The following is a 17,272-nucleotide window of genomic DNA, read 5'->3' as shown; positions in this document are numbered from 1 at the left end:
CAATGTGGCTGACCCACCGCTATCGCAGGCAAGCCAGCTCCCACATTCGGATGTGTGTCAGGCTCAGGAAGCAGACACACCACCAAACCCCCTGTGGGAGCGGGCTTGCCCGCGATGGCGGTGTATCAGCCAGAGAGGTATCGACTGACAGATGGCTTTCGCAGGCAAGCCAGCTCCCACAGGGGAATACATTTCAAAAAGTGCCCATAAAAGAAAACCCCCGGCAAACCCAGGGGGCTTGGCGGGGGTTTCAGGTGAGCGCCTGTTGGCGCTCACCGGCTCAGCTTATTGGCAAGCTTCGCAATCCGGCTCGTCGATCGCGCAGGCTTTTGGCACTGGCGCCGGACCGGCAGGGGCAGCGAGCACCGAATCATCACCGTGGTTGCCGCTGGAAACAGCGTTCAGCTTACCGGTGTTGATGGTCGATTTCTCGGTGCTGGTCGCGGCCAGGGCACGGAGGTAGTAAGTGGTTTTCAGGCCACGGTACCAAGCCATGCGGTAGGTCACGTCCAGTTTCTTGCCCGATGCACCGGCGATGTACAGGTTCAGGGACTGGGCCTGGTCGATCCACTTCTGACGACGGCTGGCGGCGTCAACGATCCACTTGGTGTCCACTTCGAAGGCGGTCGCGTAGAGCTCTTTGAGTTCTTGCGGGATGCGCTCGATCTGCTGCACCGAACCGTCGTAGTACTTCAGGTCGTTGATCATGACCGAGTCCCACAGGCCGCGAGCCTTGAGGTCGCGAACCAGGTACGGGTTGATCACGGTGAATTCGCCCGACAGGTTCGATTTCACATACAGGTTCTGGTAGGTCGGTTCGATCGACTGCGATACGCCGGTGATGTTGGCGATGGTCGCGGTCGGCGCGATGGCCATGATGTTGGAGTTACGAATACCTTTCTGCACACGGGCACGTACCGGCGCCCAGTCCAGGGATTCGTTCAGGTCAACGTCGATGTACTTCTGGCCACGGGCTTCGATCAGGATCTGTTGCGAATCCAGCGGCAGGATGCCCTTGGACCACAGCGAACCCTGGAACGTCTCGTAGGCGCCGCGCTCGTCGGCCAGGTCGCAGGAAGCCTGGATCGCGTAGTAGCTGACCGCTTCCATGGACTTGTCGGCGAACTCGACCGCAGCATCCGAACCGTAAGGGATGTGCTGCAGGTACAAAGCGTCCTGGAAGCCCATGATGCCCAGGCCGACCGGACGGTGCTTGAAGTTGGAGTTCTGCGCCTGTGGCACCGAGTAGTAGTTGATGTCGATTACGTTATCGAGCATGCGCACTGCGGTGTTGACGGTACGTTCCAGCTTGGCGGTGTCCAGCTTGCCGTTGACGATGTGGTTCGGCAGGTTGATCGAGCCCAGGTTGCAAACGGCGATCTCGTCCTTGTTGGTGTTCAAGGTGATCTCGGTGCACAGGTTGGAGCTGTGGACCACGCCCACGTGCTGCTGCGGGCTGCGCAGGTTGCACGGGTCTTTGAAGGTCAGCCATGGGTGGCCGGTTTCAAACAGCATGGACAGCATCTTGCGCCACAGGTCTTTGGCCTGGATGGTCTTGAACAGCTTGATCTTGCCCGGGTACTGGGACAGGGCTTCGTAGTACTCGTAGCGCTCTTCGAAGGCCTTGCCGGTCAGGTCGTGCAGGTCCGGCACTTCGGATGGCGAGAACAGGGTCCACTGGCCGTCATCGAAGACACGCTTCATGAACAGGTCAGGGATCCAGTTGGCGGTGTTCATGTCGTGGGTACGACGACGATCATCACCGGTGTTCTTGCGCAGCTCGATGAACTCTTCAATGTCCATGTGCCAGGTTTCCAGGTAGGCACACACTGCGCCTTTGCGCTTGCCGCCCTGGTTGACCGCTACGGCGGTGTCGTTCACCACTTTCAGGAACGGTACAACGCCCTGGGACTTGCCGTTGGTGCCCTTGATGTACGAACCCAGTGCACGCACCGGCGTCCAGTCGTTGCCCAGGCCGCCAGCGAATTTGGACAACATGGCGTTGTCGTGGATCGCGTGGTAGATGCCCGACAGGTCATCCGGCACGGTGGTCAGGTAGCAGCTGGACAGCTGTGGACGCAGGGTGCCGGCGTTGAACAGCGTCGGGGTCGACGACATGTAGTCGAAGGACGACAACAGGTTGTAGAACTCGATGGCACGGTCTTCTTTGTGCTTCTCTTCAATCGCCAGGCCCATGGCCACGCGCATGAAGAACACTTGCGGCAGTTCGAAGCGGATACCGTCCTTGTGGATGAAGTAACGGTCGTACAGGGTTTGCAGGCCCAGGTACGTGAACTGCTGGTCGCGCTCGTGGTTGATCGCCTTGCCGAGTTTTTCCAGGTCGAAAGTGGCCAGGATCGGGTTCAGTAATTCGAATTCGATACCTTTCGCGATATAGGCTGGAAGCGCCTTGGCGTACAGGTCGGCCATCTCGTGGTGGGTGGCGCTGTCGGCAACGCCGAGGAAGCCCAGGCCTTCGGCGCGCAGGGTGTCCATCAGCAGGCGCGCGGTCACGAACGAGTAGTTCGGCTCACGTTCAACCAGGGTACGGGCGGTCATCACCAGGGCGGTGTTGACGTCGGTCAGGGCCACGCCGTCGTACAGGTTCTTCAGGGTTTCGCGCTGGATCAGGTCACCATCGACTTCTTCCAGGCCTTCGCAGGCCTCGGTGATGATGGTGTTCAGGCGGCCCAGGTCCAGCGGTGCAAACGTACCGTCGGCCAGGGTGATGCGGATCGACGGGTGAGCTTGCACGGCAGCGTCTTCGGCTGGGGTGCGCACGGCACGCTCCTTGGAGCGGGCGTCACGGTAGATCACGTAGTCGCGGGCCACTTTCTGCTCGCCGGCACGCATCAGGGCCAGTTCGACCTGGTCCTGGATTTCTTCGATGTGGATGGTGCCGCCCGATGGCATGCGACGCTTGAAGGTCGCGGTGACTTGTTCGGTCAGGCGGGCAACGGTGTCGTGGATGCGCGACGAAGCGGCAGCGGTGCCGCCTTCAACTGCAAGAAACGCTTTGGTGATGGCGACGGTGATTTTGTCATCGGTGTAAGGAACGACAGTGCCGTTACGCTTGATCACGCGCAGTTGGCCGGGTGCGGTGGCGGACAGATCCAGGTTCGAATCGGCGGCCTGCGTCACGGAGCCTTGCGGGTTCTCGCGAGTTGTGTCGGTTTGCATGGGGGGTTGTCTCCACGTTCTATATTTGATTGCGAGTGCCAGGCTCTTCCTGCAACACCCGTACCGTTTTCCATATCGGGGAATGGGAAACAGCTGCCATCCGCGTGAGCGGTTTGGTCTACTGAAAAATCGGTTGGTTCCCTACTGCGTCAGCAATAAAACCCTTGAATTTCGAACCACTTGTGTGGTTAAGCGATTTGCTCGAAAACCCCACATATAGGGTCTGTCGTGTCGCCGAGGTACAAGATAATGCGTTTCGGAAGGGTTGGCAACGCAGTAACCTGTGGATAACGCTGTGGGTAAAATGTGTATGAAAGGTCCAACCTGCGTGTAGGCCGCATTACTGCTGCGTTACGCCGTTTGTCATGAAATATTTCCGGCTCAAAACCGCTGGGCCATTTTCGAAGGGCGCGAACCCTATCACAGATTATCGCGATCACCGAATGGATTTCCCGCCTTGTGCTACAGGCCGTGGGCATGGCTACAATCGGCCTCTGTTATGCCCTCAAAACATGACAAACAGGGTACGACCGATGGAGATCAAACTGTGGGAGCAAGCCAGCTCCCACAGTTTGATCTCCATCGGCCAGAAGAACGTCTAATAACAACGAGGACCACCCGTGGAGCAAGAAGCCTGGCAAATACTGATCGTCGAGGACGACGAACGATTGGCCGAGTTGACCCGTGACTACCTGGAAAGCAACGGCCTGCGCGTCTCGGTCGAGGGCGACGGCGCCCTGGCCGCAGCGCGGATCATCGCCGAGCAACCGGACCTGGTGATCCTCGACCTCATGCTCCCCGGCGAAGACGGCCTGAGCATCTGCCGCAAGGTGCGCGAGCGCTACGACGGCGTGATCCTCATGCTCACCGCGCGCACCGACGACATGGACCAGGTGCTCGGCCTCGACATGGGCGCCGACGACTATGTGTGCAAACCCGTGCGCCCGCGCCTCTTGTTGGCGCGCATCCAGGCCCTGCTGCGGCGCAGCGAGCCGGCCGAGCCGGCCCACGTAGAAAACCGCCGCCTGCAATTCGGCCCGCTGGTGGTGGACAACGCCCTGCGTGAGGCCTGGTTGCAGGACGGCAGTATCGAACTGACCAGCGCCGAGTTCGACCTTTTATGGCTGCTGGTGGCAAATGCCGGGCGCATCCTGTCCCGCGAAGAGATCTTCATCGCCCTGCGCGGCATCGGCTACGACGGCCAGGACCGCTCCATTGACGTGCGCATCTCACGTATCCGCCCAAAAATAGGCGACGACCCGATCCACCCGCGCCTGATCAAGACCATCCGCAGCAAAGGCTACCTGTTCGTCCCCGAAGCCGCCGCCGACATGCCGCTGTGAACTCGATCTTCCTGCGCATCTACGGCGGCATGTGCGCGGCCCTGATCCTCGTGGCGCTGCTGGGCGTGCTGGCCCTGCACCTGCTCAACGAGGTACGCAGCGGCCAGTACCGCGAGCGCCTGGCCCACGGCACCTTTGCGCTGATGGGCGACAACCTCAAGCCGATGAGCCCCATCGAGCGCCAGCGCGCCCTGGCGGTCTGGGAACGCCTGCTCGGCATTCCCCTGGAACTGCGCAGCCTCAGCGACGCGCAGTTGGACCTGAGCCAGCGCAACCGCCTGCAACGCGGCCAGGTCCTGGTGCAGCAGACCGGCCCCCATGCGGCGCGGGTGCTGCGCCTGGTCAGCGAGCAGGAGTCGCTGGTGTTGACCGGTGAAGTGCAGCAGATCAGCGAGCAATTGGCCCGCGCGACGATCTACCTGCTGGCCGATGAACTGGTGCGCTACCCCGTCGCCGAACAGCCGCAGCGCCTGGCCGATATAAAGGAAGCCAAGGGCTTTGGCTTTGAGATGCATCTGATGGCCCTCGACCAGGCCGATATGGACGACGACCAGCGCCGTCGCGTCGCGGAAGGCGACACGGTGATGGCCCTGGGCAAGGGCGGCGATTCGATCCGCGTGTTTGCCGGCATGGTCGGCACGCCGTGGGTGTTGGAAATCGGCCCGCTGTATCAAATGAACCCGTACCCGCCGCAATGGCTGATCCTCATCGCGTTGATCGGCCTGACCCTGATCGGCTTGATCGTCTATCTATTGGTGCGCCAGCTGGAGCGGCGCCTCAAAGGCCTGGAGGCTGCCGCCACACGGATCGCCAAAGGCAACCTGGAAGTGCGCGTGCCCGCCCGTGGCGCCGACTCGGTGGGGCGCCTGGCCGCGGCCTTTAATGGCATGGCCGAGCACTTGCAGCAACTGCTGGCGATCCAGCGCGAACTGGTGCGCGCCGTGTCCCACGAATTGCGCACGCCGGTGGCGCGCCTGCGTTTCGGCCTGGAGATGGTCGGCGATGCCACCACGCCGGAAGCGCGGCACAAATACCTGGAGGGCATGGACAGCGACATCCAGGACCTCGATGGCCTGGTGGACGAAATGCTCACCTATGCCCGCCTGGAGCAGGGCGCGCCGGAGCTGAATTTCCAGCGCGTCGACCTCAGTGCATTGCTCGACCAGGTGATCGGCGAATTATCGCCACTGCGCCCGCAGGTCGCGGTCAGCCGGGGCATTTGCCTGTCTTCGGCGCATTGGGACGACGCTTGGGTCGACGCCGAACCGCGTTACCTGCACCGTGCCCTGCAAAACCTGGTGAGCAACGCCATGCGGCATGCTCAGGGCCAGGTCATGATCAGTTACCAGGTGGGGCAGGTGCGTTGCCGCATCGATGTGGAGGACGACGGCCCGGGCGTGCCGGAAAGCGCCTGGGAGCGCATCTTCACGCCGTTCTTGCGCCTGGATGACAGCCGCACCCGCGCGTCGGGCGGGCATGGGCTGGGGTTGTCGATTGTGCGGCGGATTATCTATTGGCATGGCGGGCGGGCGTTGATTGGCAAGAGCAACAATTTGGGTGGGGCTTGTTTCAGCCTGAGTTGGCCTCGGGATCAGGAGAAACCTTGAGGCCCTCATCGCAGGCAAGCCAGCTCCCACAGTGGACTGCATTCCAAAGTTGAAACTCGGTCAACTGTGGGAGCTGGCTTGCCTGCGATAGCGATCTATCAGGCGCCGACCGCCACCAGGCTCAACAACTGCCCATCCGCCACTACAAACTGCCCCACCAACTCCGTGCCATAACCCCACTCACTGGACAGATCCGTCAGCAACCGCAACCGCACAGCCCCCGACTCATGCCAGTCCACCACCTCGGCATGCTCAAAATAAAAGCGCTTCTGCACAATCGGATACAGCGCCTTGAACAAACTCTCCTTGGCCGAAAACGTCAGCGTCACCAGCAACGCGATCTGCTCGCGCGGCACCTCGGCCATGCGCTTGAGTTCATCGGCAGTGAGTATTTCCCCGGCCAGACGCTCCGCCCGGTCCAGCGGCATCACATTCTCCAGGTCCATGCCCAGCCCGCGCCATTGCGCCTTGTGCCCGACAATCGCCGCCGCATGCCCGGTGCTGTGGGTGATGGAACCGCTGATATGCCCAGGCCACACAGGTGCGCGGTCATCGCCGATGGCGGGGATGCAGTCGAGCTGATCCAGTTGTTGCAACGCCGCACGCGCACACAGGCGGCCGGCCAGGAATTCGGCCTGGCGCTTGGCCACTGAGCGCTGGATGCTCGGCGGTGGCGGCACGGCGCTGCGTTGGAAGTCGCCATCGGCCAGCAAGGCTGGGTCGAAACGGGTGCTGAGCAGCACCGTGCCGGGCAAGGGGTCGGGCAGTGGCCAATGGGCGTCGAGTGGGGTGCAGCAAGCGGGTAGGGGCGTCATGGGCGCTATTTTGCCGAGTTGATAGGCCAGAGGATAGCCCGCTGTTCAGGGGGAGTTCAGGGGCGCCTGCGTAGTCTGGCCTCAACAGCCAAACGCGTAGAGGTAAGCACCATGACTGCGATGAAAAAGCTGATGTTGGCGTTGACCATGCTCAGTGCCACCTCCGGGGCCCAGGCCGTCGACGGTTTCTTTCCGGGATTTGGCAGCGAGAAGACCAAGAAATCCAGCACGCTGATCCAGCGTGTCAGCGTCGAAAACGCGGGCAGCCAGCCCACGCCGTGGGGCCAGTCCCTGGGCTTTACCGCCGCGCAGCCGACGTACCGCACCGGCTACGAACGCCTGACGGGCCACTACAATGGCACTAAACTGCGCCCGCAAGACCTGCAGGGCCGCTATGATATCCCTCTGTCGGACAGTTGATTTGCCTTGGAGAGCCTTATGAAATTGCTGGTGGTGGAAGATGAGGCACTGCTGCGTCATCACCTGTTGACCCGCCTGACCGACAGCGGACACGTGGTTGAAGCCGTGGCCAATGCCGAAGAGGCGCTGTACCAGACCGGCCAATTCAACCATGACCTGGCGATCATCGACCTGGGCCTGCCCGGCATGGGCGGCCTGGACCTGATCCGCCAGTTGCGCACCCAGGCCAAGACCTTTCCCATCCTGATCCTCACCGCGCGCGGCAACTGGCAGGACAAGGTCGAAGGCCTCGCCGCCGGCGCCGACGACTATGTGGTCAAGCCGTTCCAGTTCGAAGAGCTGGAGGCGCGCATGAACGCCCTGTTGCGCCGCTCCAGCGGGTTCACCCAGTCGACCATCGTGGCCGGGCCGCTGATGCTCGACCTCAACCGCAAGCAGGCGTCCCTCGACGAACAACCCCTCGCGCTGACGGCCTACGAGTACCGCATCCTCGAATACCTCATGCGTCATCACCAGCAGGTGGTCGCCAAGGATCGCCTGATGGAACAGCTCTACCCGGATGACGACGAGCGCGATCCAAACGTCATCGAAGTCTTGGTCGGCCGCCTGCGCCGCAAGCTGGAAGGCCCGGCAGGGTTCAAGCCGATCGACACCGTGCGCGGCCTGGGCTACCTGTTCAATGAGCGCTGCGTTTGATTCGCTCGCTACGCGTGCGCCTGATGCTGGCGGCCGCCACCCTGGCCGTGCTGTTTATGCTCGGCTTGCTGCCGGCCATGCAGGGCGCGTTCAGTCTGGCGTTGCAGGATTCCATCGAGCAACGCCTGGCGTCGGACGTCACCACGTTGATCTCCGCCGCCCGTGTGGAAAACAATCGCCTGCTGATGCCGGCGCAGTTGCCTGACGAACGCTTCAACCTCACTGACAGCCGCCTGCTCGGTTATATCTACGACCGCGAAGGCCATCTGGTGTGGCGCTCGCGGGCGACCAAGGAAGAAAACATCAACTACAAACCGCGCTACGACGGGCGCGGTAACGAGTTTGCGCGGATTCGCGAGGCCAATGGCCAGGAATTTTTCGTCTATGACGTGGAGGTCAAGCTGCTCGGTGGCAAGAGCGCGGCGTTCAGTATCGTCGCCCTGCAGCCGGTGCGTGAGTACCAGTTGACCCTCGAAGGCCTGCGGGAAAACCTCTACCTGGGTTTCGGCGCGGCCTTGCTGGTGCTGCTGACGCTGCTGTGGCTGGGCCTGACCTGGGGCCTGCAAGCCTTGCGGCGCTTGAGCCAGGAACTGGACCAGATCGAGGGCGGCACCCGCGAGAGCCTTTCCGAAGAGCACCCGCGTGAATTGCTGCGCCTCACCGGTTCCCTCAACCGTTTGCTTGCCAGCGAACGCGAGCAACGAGCACGTTATCGCGATTCCCTGGATGACCTGGCCCACAGCCTGAAAACCCCGCTCGCCGTGTTGCAGGGCGTCAGCGAAGACATGGCCCAACGCCCCGAAGACCGCGATCAGGCCTGGGTGCTGCAATCGCAGATCGAGCGCATGAGCCAGCAGATCAGCTACCAATTGCAGCGCGCCAGCCTGCGCAAAAGCGGCCTGGTGCGCCATCAGGTGCGTCTGGAACCGGTGTTGCAAAGCCTGTGTGACACGTTGGACAAGGTCTACCGCGACAAGGGTGTCACCGTGGCATTCGACTTGCCGGACGAGTGCTACGTGCCGATCGAGAAGGGCGCCTTGCTGGAAATGCTCGGCAACCTGCTGGAAAACGCCTATCGCCTGTGTTTGAGCGAAGTGCGCATCCGCCTCGTGGAAAGCCTCGAAGGCTGCGAGTTATGTATTGAAGATGATGGGCCGGGCGTACCGCCGGACCAGCGGGCGCGGATTCTGCAACGGGGTGAGCGGCTGGACCGCCAGCATCCGGGGCAGGGGATCGGGTTGGCGGTGGTCAAGGACATCATCGAAAGTTACGGCGCGCGGCTGACCTTGGGGGATTCGCCGTTGGGTGGGGCCGCTTTCAAAATTCATTTTCCGGCTGTTTGATCTTTTTTTGCCTGTGCTGGCCTCATCGCAGGCAAGCCAGCTCCCACATTCGACCGGGTTCCAACTTTGAAATGCAGTCAACTGTGGGAGCTGGCTTGCCTGCGATGAGGCCCGCCCAGCCAACACATCTCTAGCTCTCCTGCGCCCGATACGCCCCCGGCGTCACCCCCGTCCACTTCTTGAACGCCCGATGAAACGCCGACGGCTCGGAAAACCCCAACTGCTCGGCAATCTCCTGCAACGACAAATCCGCCCGCCCCAGATGATAGATGGCGATGTCCCGCCGCAGCTCATCCTTGAGCGCCTGAAAGCTGGTGCCTTCCTCACGCAGATGCCTGCGCAGCGTCTGTGGGCTGATGTGCAAGTGTTGGGCGACGGCTTCCAGATCCGGCCAGGGCGTGCGGTCGCGGCTCAGCAGGCGGCGTAGCTGGCTGCTCAAGCTGTCGCCTTCGTCCGGCCGCGACAGCAAGTCGGCCGGTGAGCGCTCCAGGAAGTGCTTGAGCGTGCGCTCATCCTGCAACAGCGGCAGGCTCAGGTAGCGCGCGGGAAACACCAGGCTGCTGTTCGGTGCGCCGAATACCAGGGTGCAGGGAAACAGCAGGTCGTACTCGCTGGCATGGGCCGGCATCGGGTAACTGAACGTGGCCTGGTGCAGGCGGATGCGCTGGCCGATCAGCCAACTGCCGAGGCGATGCCAGATCACCAGCAGGCATTCGCTGAGGAAGTGATCCGGGTCCCACAATTGCGAGTCGTCCAGGCTCAAGCGGGCCATGTCGCCTTCGCGCGTCAGCTGCCAGCGCGGGCCCTGTGGGAATAGGCTATAAAATAATAAGCCGCGTTCCAGCGCCTTCTCCAGGGTGCGGCAGTGGATCAGCGCATGGCACATCATGGCGAAGGTGCCGCGCTTGCTCGGGCCCTCGGCGAAGCCCAGGTATTCGTCATCCAGCCCCAGCCAGAGCATTTGCAGCAGTTGGGTGAATTGCTCGGGGGCAATGCGCGCGCGGGGTTCGCTCAGCAGTTCCGGGGTGATCCCCACCTGCTGCAACAGCCCCGAATAGTCGTAACCCGCCCGGCGTGCACCGCCGAGCGCGGCCCGGGCGTAGTGACTGGCGATGGTACGTTCACGCATGCGAAGGCCTCGTCCATGGAGTGGCGGATGTTAGCCACCCGTGGAAAGGGCGACAAGGCGGATATCCGCCAAATTGTAGGACGGGATTGGATGAGTGGGCGGAAATCCGCCACCGGATTCGGCGCGGTGGAGGGCGCCTGAAAACCCGCAACCCTGATGTCTAAAGGCCTTCAGGCGTTTTCAGAGAAGTGGCACGGCGTTTGCGATAAGGATTACAGCGCAGGCCTGGACCTACAGGCTTCGCAAACAACAAATCCCTCCAGTGCAGGAGGGTTCGCAATTTAAGTGTCGTGGGCAATGGCGGATCTTTGCCACACGGGACGATTGAGGAACTTTGCAATGACGACTCGTCAGCCAATCTACAAATCCCTGTATTTCCAGGTGATCGTTGCCATCGTAATCGGCATTTTGCTCGGTCACTTCTACCCGGACACCGGCGTGGCCCTCAAGCCGCTGGGTGACGGGTTTATCAAACTGATCAAAATGGTCATCGCCCCGATCATCTTCTGCACCGTTGTCAGCGGCATCGCTGGCATGCAAAGCATGAAATCGGTGGGCAAGACCGGCGGCTACGCGCTGCTGTACTTCGAAATCGTTTCCACCGTCGCGCTGCTGATCGGCCTGATCGTGGTGAACGTCGTGCAACCGGGCGCCGGCATGCACATCGACGTAGCGACCCTGGATGCTTCCAAAGTCGCGGCCTACGTGACCGCCGGTAAAGACCAGAGCATCGTCGGCTTTATCCTCAACGTTATCCCGAACACCATCGTCGGCGCCTTCGCCAACGGCGACATCCTGCAAGTGCTGATGTTCTCGGTGATCTTCGGTTTCGCCCTGCACCGCCTGGGTGCCTACGGCAAGCCGGTACTGGACTTCATCGATCGCTTCGCCCACGTGATGTTCAACATCATCAACATGATCATGAAGCTCGCGCCAATCGGTGCCCTGGGCGCCATGGCGTTCACCATCGGTGCCTACGGCGTCGGTTCGCTGGTGCAGTTGGGCCAGCTGATGATCTGCTTCTACATCACTTGCATCCTGTTCGTGCTGGTGGTGCTGGGCGGTATCTGCCGCGCTCACGGTTTCAGCGTGATCAAGCTGATCCGCTACATCCGTGAAGAGCTGTTGATCGTACTGGGTACTTCCTCCTCCGAGTCCGCACTGCCACGCATGCTGATCAAGATGGAGCGTCTGGGCGCGAAGAAATCCGTAGTAGGCCTGGTGATTCCGACTGGCTACTCCTTCAACCTCGACGGTACTTCGATCTACCTGACCATGGCTGCCGTGTTCATCGCCCAGGCGACTGACACCCACATGGACATCACCCACCAGATCACTTTGCTGCTGGTGCTGCTGCTGTCCTCCAAAGGCGCGGCTGGCGTGACCGGTTCGGGCTTTATCGTACTGGCTGCCACCCTGTCGGCCGTAGGCCACCTGCCGGTTGCCGGCCTGGCGCTGATCCTGGGTATCGACCGCTTCATGTCCGAAGCCCGCGCACTGACCAACCTGGTCGGTAACGCCGTTGCCACCATCGTTGTGGCCAAGTGGGTCAAGGAACTGGACACCGACAAGCTGCAAAGCGAGCTGGCGTCGGGCGGTACCGGTATCTCGGAAACCCGTGAACTGGACGACCTGGGCGTGGCCGAAGGCCCTGCACCGACCGTCAAGTAAGGCGCTGATGGCGTGAACTGACGCCCACCGCTACGCACAAACGCCCCGACCCGTTCGGGGCGTTTGCGTTTCTGGCGGTTTTTTTGTTTTACAGTGAGTGAATCGGTTTTTTGTTGTAACGCCTGCTGGAGGTCTGATGGACAGCGTGGATCTGAATGTCCTGCGCAGCGTGCTCGAATGGCGCCGTGCCGGGCAGCGTGTGGTGTTGTACAGCGTCGTGCAGACCTGGGGCAGTGCGCCGCGCCCGCCGGGGGCGATGTTGGCCTTGCGCGGCGACGGGGTGGTGATTGGCTCGGTGTCGGGTGGTTGCATCGAGGATGACTTGATCGCCCGGCTGTACGACGGCCGGCTGGCTGACGATGGGCCGCCCGTGCAGTTGGTGACCTACGGCGTCACCCGCGATGAGGCGGCGCGCTTTGGCCTGCCGTGCGGCGGCACCCTGCGCCTGACCGAGGAGCGGGTGGAGGAGTGGGCGTGGGTGGCAGAACTGCTGGCGCGTTGCGAAGATCATCAGATGGTCGCCCGCGAGCTGGACCTGGCTACCGGAGAGGTGACGCTGAGCGCCGCGAGCAAGGCCGATGCGCTGACGTTCGACGGCGAACGCCTGCGCGCCATCTACGGCCCGCGCTGGCGCCTGCTGCTGATCGGTGCCGGCCAACTGTCGCGCTATGTGGCGCAGATGGCGCGGCTTTTGGATTTCGAGGTGTTGATCTGCGACCCGCGTACCGAGTTTGTCCACGGCTGGGAGGAACAGCACGGCCGCTTTGTGCCGGGCATGCCCGACGAAGCGGTGCTGACTATCCAGGCCGATGCGCGCACGGCCATTGTCTGCCTGACCCATGATCCGCGCCTGGATGATATGGCGTTGCTCACGGCCCTCAACTCCGACGCGTTCTATATCGGCGCCCTCGGCTCGCAGGTCAACAGCCAGAAACGCCGGGAAGACCTGGCGGCGCTGGGGTTGTCGGCGCCGGCGATTGCGCGCTTGCATGGGCCGATCGGCGTGTATATCGGCAGCCATACGCCGGCGGAGATAGCCCTGTCGTTGCTGGCGCAAATTGTGGCGATCAAGAATGGTGTGATGGCGTGAGGGTCACGGCGATTGTGCTGGCGGCGGGGCAGGGCAGCCGGTTCCGGGTGGAGGCAAGCCAGGATAAGCTGCTGGCGGATTGCGTGGGCCTGGATGGTGTGACGCGGCCGGTGATCGAACAGGTGCTGTTGAATCTGCCGGAACGCCTTGTGCGGCGCTGGGTGGTGACCTCACCGGCGCAGCATGAAGTCATTCGTCTGGCCGGGGTATACGGTTGTGAGGTGCTGCTGCTGGAATCGACGGGCATGGGTGACAGCCTGGCAGCGGCAGTTGCGGCCAGTGGTTCTGCGGACGGTTGGCTGGTGGTATTGGGGGATATGCCGTTCATTCAGCCGTCAAGTATTGAGCGGGTGATTGATGGCGTGAAGGCCGATGGCATCGGTGTGCCGGTGCAGGCGGGGCAGCATGGACATCCTGTGGCGTTCGGCCGGGCGTTTGGACCGGGGTTGAGGGCGCTGAGCGGTGATCGTGGGGCCAAGTCACTGTTTGCGCAGGCGGCGGTGCATGAGGTTGTCGTGGATGATCCTGGCGTGCTGTGGGATGTAGACGTGCCGCAAGCGTTGAACTTCAAACCCATCTGAAGGTAGAAGCTGGCTTTTGTGGGAGCTGTGTCACTTTTCAGAATGCATAAAAAAGCCCCGCCTGATCTCTCAGGCGGGGCTTTTTAGTCGCTGATGGAATCAGACGAGGGGTTTAGTCTCGTGTTCTGCTTCCTGTGCAGCGGCGGCTGCAGCGGCTTCAGCTTCCTTGCGACGACGACGCACTTCACGTGGGTCGTTCGGCGCACGGCCGTTTTCGGTCAGGGCGCTGGCCGGAGCGGCTTCGACCACCACGGCGGCGACCTCGGCAACCACTGCCACTTCAACCACTGGCGCAGGCTCGACTACCGGTGCAGGTTCAGCCACTGGTGCAGGTTCTGCAACCACGACTTCTTCGGCCACCGGAGCCGGCGCTTCTTCTACCACTGGGGCAGGCGCTGGTGCTTCAACCGGAGCGGCAGGTTCGGCAGTCCACTGGAAGGCGGTCTGTTCTTCACGAACTTCGCGCACTTCTGGAGCCGCTTCGACAACCGGTGCTTCAACCACCGCTTCTACCACTGGCTCAGGCTCAACCACTGGGGTTGGCTCAACCGCAGCCACTTCAACTGCTGGCAGGGTTTCCTGAACCGGTGCAACTTCCACTTCGGCAACAACCGGCGCTTCGATCGGGGTGATGGCTTCCACGACTGGCGCTTCAACTACCGGCGCTTCTACCACTCGGGTCTCGGCGACTGGCGCTTCAACGGCAGCGGCTTCTTCGACGGCAGCGGTAGCGCGTTCAGCCTGCTCGTGAGCCTGGGCTTCAGCAGGTGCGCTGATGACCGAGCTGGCAACGGCAGCGGTAACGGCCAGGCCGGCAGCCAGTTCGCTGCCAGTGGCTTCGCCGGTGGCCGCTTCGGCGTTCTCGCCGGCTTCTTCCGAGCCTTCGATCACGTTGCCGTTGGCATCACGCTGACGCTCACGACGGTTGCTGCGACGACGCTGGCCACGGGAGCGGCGGCGTGGGCGATCGCCTTCGGCGCTGTCCTGACCGTCTTCCTGCGACTGCTCTTCAGCGGTCAGCACTTCTTCGTCTTCACTGGCAGCGGCTTGCTCGGCACGCGGCTGACGCTCTTCACGCGGTGGGCGTGGAGCACGTTCTTCACGTGGCGCACGTTCTTCGCGTGGCTGGCGCGCCGGGCGCTCTTCAGCGACAACGGCGGCGCCGGCAGCGGCAACGGCAGGTGCTGCGTCCAGCGGCTCGCGCAGTTCACGTACACGTTCTTCACGCTCACCACGTGGCTTGCGATCTTCACGTGGGGCACGTGGCGTACGTGGTGCGCGCTCTTCACGCGGTGCACGTTCTTCGCGGGCTACGGCCGGGGTTTCTTCACGGGCTTCGCGTGGGGCACGTTCTTCACGCGGTGCGCGTTCTTCACGTGGCGCACGCTCTTCGCGCGGCTTGCGTTCTTCGTCACGGCGACCGTTGCGGTTACGGCTCTGTTGACGGCCGTTGCGACGCTCTTCGTTGCGTGCTGGACGCTCGGCGGCTGGTTTTTCAACCACCACCGGAGCAGCAGGCTCTTCTTTAGTGGCGAACAGGCTGACCAGCGACTTCACCAGGCCTTTGAACAGGCTCGGCTCAGGCAGCGCGGCCGGCGCGGCAACCGGTGCGGCAACTTCGGTCGGAACCGGAGCGTTGGCGCGGGCTGGGGCAGTCTTGACCGCTGCTTCCTGGCGAACCAGGGTGCGGGTCGCGGCGGCTGGCTGGACTTCTTCCACTTCGGCAGCGGCAGCGGCGATTTCGTAGCTGGACTGGCCGCTGTGGGCTTCCGGGCTGTCATCACGCAGGCGCTGTACTTCGAAGTGCGGCGTCTCGAGGTGATCGTTCGGCAGGATGACGATACGGGCACGGGTGCGCAGTTCGATCTTGGTGATCGAGTTGCGTTTTTCGTTGAGCAGGAAAGCTGCAACCGGGATCGGCACTTGCGCGCGGACTTCGGCGGTGCGGTCTTTCAGGGCTTCTTCTTCGATCAGGCGCAGGATCGCCAGGGACAGCGATTCAACGTCACGGATGATACCGGTGCCGTTGCAACGCGGGCAGACGATGCCGCTGCTTTCGCCCAGGGATGGACGCAGGCGCTGACGGGACATTTCCAGCAGGCCGAAGCGCGAGATGCGGCCGACTTGCACGCGGGCACGGTCGGCTTCCAGGCATTCGCGGACTTTCTCTTCCACGGCGCGCTGGTTCTTGGCCGGGGTCATGTCGATGAAGTCGATCACGATCAGGCCGCCGATATCACGCAGGCGCAGCTGGCGGGCGATTTCTTCAGCCGCTTCCAGGTTGGTCTGCAGGGCGGTTTCTTCGATGTCGCTGCCTTTCGTGGCGCGCGCCGAGTTGATGTCGATGGACACCAATGCTTCGGTCGGGTCGATCACGATGGAGCCGCCGGAAGGCAGTTCGACGACGCGCTGGAAGGCGGTCTCGATCTGGCTTTCGATCTGGAAACGGTTGAACAGCGGCACGCTGTCTTCGTACAGCTTGATCTTGCTGGCGTACTGCGGCATCACCTGGCGGATGAAGGTCAGGGCTTCGTCCTGGGCTTCAACGCTGTCGATCAGCACTTCGCCGATGTCCTGGCGCAGGTAATCGCGGATGGCGCGGATGATCACGTTGCTTTCCTGGTAGATCAGGAACGGCGCGGAACGATCCAGGGACGCCTCTTTGATGGCGGTCCACAGTTGCAGCAGGTAGTCGAGGTCCCACTGCATTTCTTCGCTGCTGCGGCCCAGGCCGGCAGTGCGAACGATCAGGCCCATGTCGGCAGGTGCGATCAGGCCGTTCAGCGCTTCACGCAGTTCGTTGCGCTCTTCGCCTTCGATGCGACGGGAAATGCCGCCGGCACGTGGGTTGTTCGGCATCAGGACCAGGTAACGGCCCGCCAGGCTGATGAAGGTGGTCAGGGCTGCGCCCTTGTTGCCACGTTCTTCTTTTTCGACCTGGACGATGACTTCCTGGCCTTCGCTCAGGACGTCCTTGATATTCACGCGGCCTTCAGGGGCTTTCTTGAAGTATTCGCGGGAGATTTCTTTGAGGGGCAGGAAGCCGTGGCGCTCGGAGCCGAAATCGACAAAGGCAGCCTCAAGGCTTGGTTCGATGCGAGTGATCTTGCCTTTATAGATATTGGCTTTTTTCTGCTCGCGTGCACCGGATTCGATGTCCAGGTCGTAGAGGCGTTGGCCATCTACCAGTGCAACACGCAACTCTTCGGGTTGAGTTGCGTTAATCAGCATTCTTTTCATGTTGTACCGTCGGTTTCCGGGCTGCCGGAAACGGCGTTCGGCACACACGACTTCTCACGGTCGGTGTCAGGTGCGTCAAGAGTGGTTGGCCACTCCAGTGTCCAGCAAATACAGACCAATTGGGCCGGTATCGCGACGGACGCGTCCTGCTTGTTAG

General features: G+C 62.2%; 12 protein-coding genes. 8 read left to right on the top strand and 4 right to left on the bottom strand.

What is annotated here, in order from left to right; translation table 11 throughout:
* Positions 1 to 285 precede the first annotated feature (285 nt).
* Positions 286 to 3,180 (bottom strand): ribonucleoside-diphosphate reductase subunit alpha, encoded by a 2,895-nt coding sequence (locus tag PSH87_RS21275; RefSeq protein WP_017738189.1) that lies wholly within the window; start codon positions 3,178 to 3,180, stop codon positions 286 to 288.
* A 620-nt stretch (positions 3,181 to 3,800) separates the two neighbouring features.
* Between PSH87_RS21275 and PSH87_RS21270 the strand changes: the two genes are divergently transcribed.
* Positions 3,801 to 4,523, top strand: coding sequence for a response regulator (locus PSH87_RS21270; RefSeq protein ID WP_017738188.1), 723 nt, complete (start codon positions 3,801 to 3,803; stop codon positions 4,521 to 4,523).
* Positions 4,520 to 6,130 (top strand): ATP-binding protein, encoded by a 1,611-nt coding sequence (locus PSH87_RS21265; RefSeq protein ID WP_305430995.1) that lies wholly within the window; start codon positions 4,520 to 4,522, stop codon positions 6,128 to 6,130. Before PSH87_RS21270 ends, PSH87_RS21265 begins: the two co-directional genes overlap by 4 nt.
* Before the next feature lie 98 nt (positions 6,131 to 6,228).
* Here PSH87_RS21265 and PSH87_RS21260 read toward each other — a convergent pair whose 3' ends face one another.
* Positions 6,229 to 6,945: a 4'-phosphopantetheinyl transferase gene (locus PSH87_RS21260; protein WP_305430994.1), complete on the bottom strand. Its 717-nt coding sequence runs from the start codon at positions 6,943 to 6,945 to the stop codon at positions 6,229 to 6,231.
* A 111-nt stretch (positions 6,946 to 7,056) separates the two neighbouring features.
* On the opposite strand from PSH87_RS21260, the gene PSH87_RS21255 reads away from it, so the two are divergent.
* The 3 genes from PSH87_RS21255 to PSH87_RS21245 are packed head-to-tail and all read left to right on the top strand — an operon-like array spanning position 7,057 to position 9,404.
* Positions 7,057 to 7,365: a hypothetical protein gene (locus tag PSH87_RS21255; RefSeq protein ID WP_305430993.1), complete on the top strand. Its 309-nt coding sequence runs from the start codon at positions 7,057 to 7,059 to the stop codon at positions 7,363 to 7,365.
* 18 nt (positions 7,366 to 7,383) lie between these two features.
* A complete protein-coding gene (locus PSH87_RS21250) occupies positions 7,384 to 8,061 on the top strand; it encodes a response regulator transcription factor (RefSeq protein WP_017738184.1) in 678 nt (225 codons plus the stop codon).
* Positions 8,058 to 9,404 (top strand): ATP-binding protein, encoded by a 1,347-nt coding sequence (locus PSH87_RS21245; RefSeq protein WP_305430992.1) that lies wholly within the window; start codon positions 8,058 to 8,060, stop codon positions 9,402 to 9,404. The genes PSH87_RS21250 and PSH87_RS21245 overlap by 4 nt, the downstream gene beginning before the upstream one ends.
* A gap of 130 nt (positions 9,405 to 9,534) precedes the next feature.
* On the opposite strand, the gene PSH87_RS21240 is transcribed toward PSH87_RS21245, so the two are convergent.
* On the bottom strand, positions 9,535 to 10,533 hold the full coding sequence (locus PSH87_RS21240) for an AraC family transcriptional regulator (protein ID WP_305430990.1): 999 nt from the start codon (positions 10,531 to 10,533) through the stop codon (positions 9,535 to 9,537).
* 339 nt (positions 10,534 to 10,872) lie between these two features.
* Here PSH87_RS21240 and PSH87_RS21235 point away from each other — a divergent pair, with 339 nt between their 5' ends.
* The 3 genes from PSH87_RS21235 to PSH87_RS21225 all read left to right on the top strand — a co-directional run bounded on the left by PSH87_RS21235 (position 10,873) and on the right by PSH87_RS21225 (position 13,875).
* Complete coding sequence (locus PSH87_RS21235) at positions 10,873 to 12,204, top strand: dicarboxylate/amino acid:cation symporter (protein ID WP_017738180.1); 1,332 nt, start codon at positions 10,873 to 10,875, stop codon at positions 12,202 to 12,204.
* Between the two features lie 136 nt (positions 12,205 to 12,340).
* Positions 12,341 to 13,294 (top strand): XdhC family protein, encoded by a 954-nt coding sequence (locus PSH87_RS21230; RefSeq protein WP_305430988.1) that lies wholly within the window; start codon positions 12,341 to 12,343, stop codon positions 13,292 to 13,294.
* Positions 13,291 to 13,875, top strand: a complete 585-nt coding sequence (locus PSH87_RS21225; RefSeq protein WP_305430987.1) for a nucleotidyltransferase family protein — start codon at positions 13,291 to 13,293, stop codon at positions 13,873 to 13,875. Before PSH87_RS21230 ends, PSH87_RS21225 begins: the two co-directional genes overlap by 4 nt.
* Positions 13,876 to 13,974: 99 nt before the next feature.
* Here PSH87_RS21225 and rne read toward each other — a convergent pair whose 3' ends face one another.
* Positions 13,975 to 17,115 carry a ribonuclease E gene (gene rne / locus PSH87_RS21220; RefSeq protein WP_305430986.1) on the bottom strand — a complete coding sequence of 1,047 codons (3,141 nt, stop codon included), beginning with the start codon at positions 17,113 to 17,115 and terminating at the stop codon, positions 13,975 to 13,977.
* Between the last annotated feature and the right edge of the window lie 157 nt (positions 17,116 to 17,272).

It is taken from the genome of Pseudomonas sp. FP453 (genome assembly GCF_030687495.1).
Classification (GTDB): Bacteria; Pseudomonadota; Gammaproteobacteria; order Pseudomonadales; family Pseudomonadaceae; genus Aquipseudomonas.
This window is presented reverse-complemented; position numbering and strand designations above follow the sequence as displayed.

What these genes read in the sequence shown, in the direction of transcription:
- PSH87_RS21260 (WP_305430994.1), bottom strand. Translation starts at nt 6,945, where the DNA reads ATGACGCCCCTACCCGCTTGCTGCACCCCACTCGACGCCCATTGGCCA.
- PSH87_RS21250 (WP_017738184.1), top strand. Translation starts at nt 7,384, where the DNA reads ATGAAATTGCTGGTGGTGGAAGATGAGGCACTGCTGCGTCATCACCTG.
- PSH87_RS21240 (WP_305430990.1), bottom strand. Translation starts at nt 10,533, where the DNA reads ATGCGTGAACGTACCATCGCCAGTCACTACGCCCGGGCCGCGCTCGGC.
- PSH87_RS21230 (WP_305430988.1), top strand. Translation starts at nt 12,341, where the DNA reads ATGGACAGCGTGGATCTGAATGTCCTGCGCAGCGTGCTCGAATGGCGC.
- PSH87_RS21235 (WP_017738180.1), top strand. Translation starts at nt 10,873, where the DNA reads ATGACGACTCGTCAGCCAATCTACAAATCCCTGTATTTCCAGGTGATC.
- PSH87_RS21255 (WP_305430993.1), top strand. Translation starts at nt 7,057, where the DNA reads ATGACTGCGATGAAAAAGCTGATGTTGGCGTTGACCATGCTCAGTGCC.
- PSH87_RS21275 (WP_017738189.1), bottom strand. Translation starts at nt 3,180, where the DNA reads ATGCAAACCGACACAACTCGCGAGAACCCGCAAGGCTCCGTGACGCAG.
- rne (WP_305430986.1), bottom strand. Translation starts at nt 17,115, where the DNA reads ATGAAAAGAATGCTGATTAACGCAACTCAACCCGAAGAGTTGCGTGTT.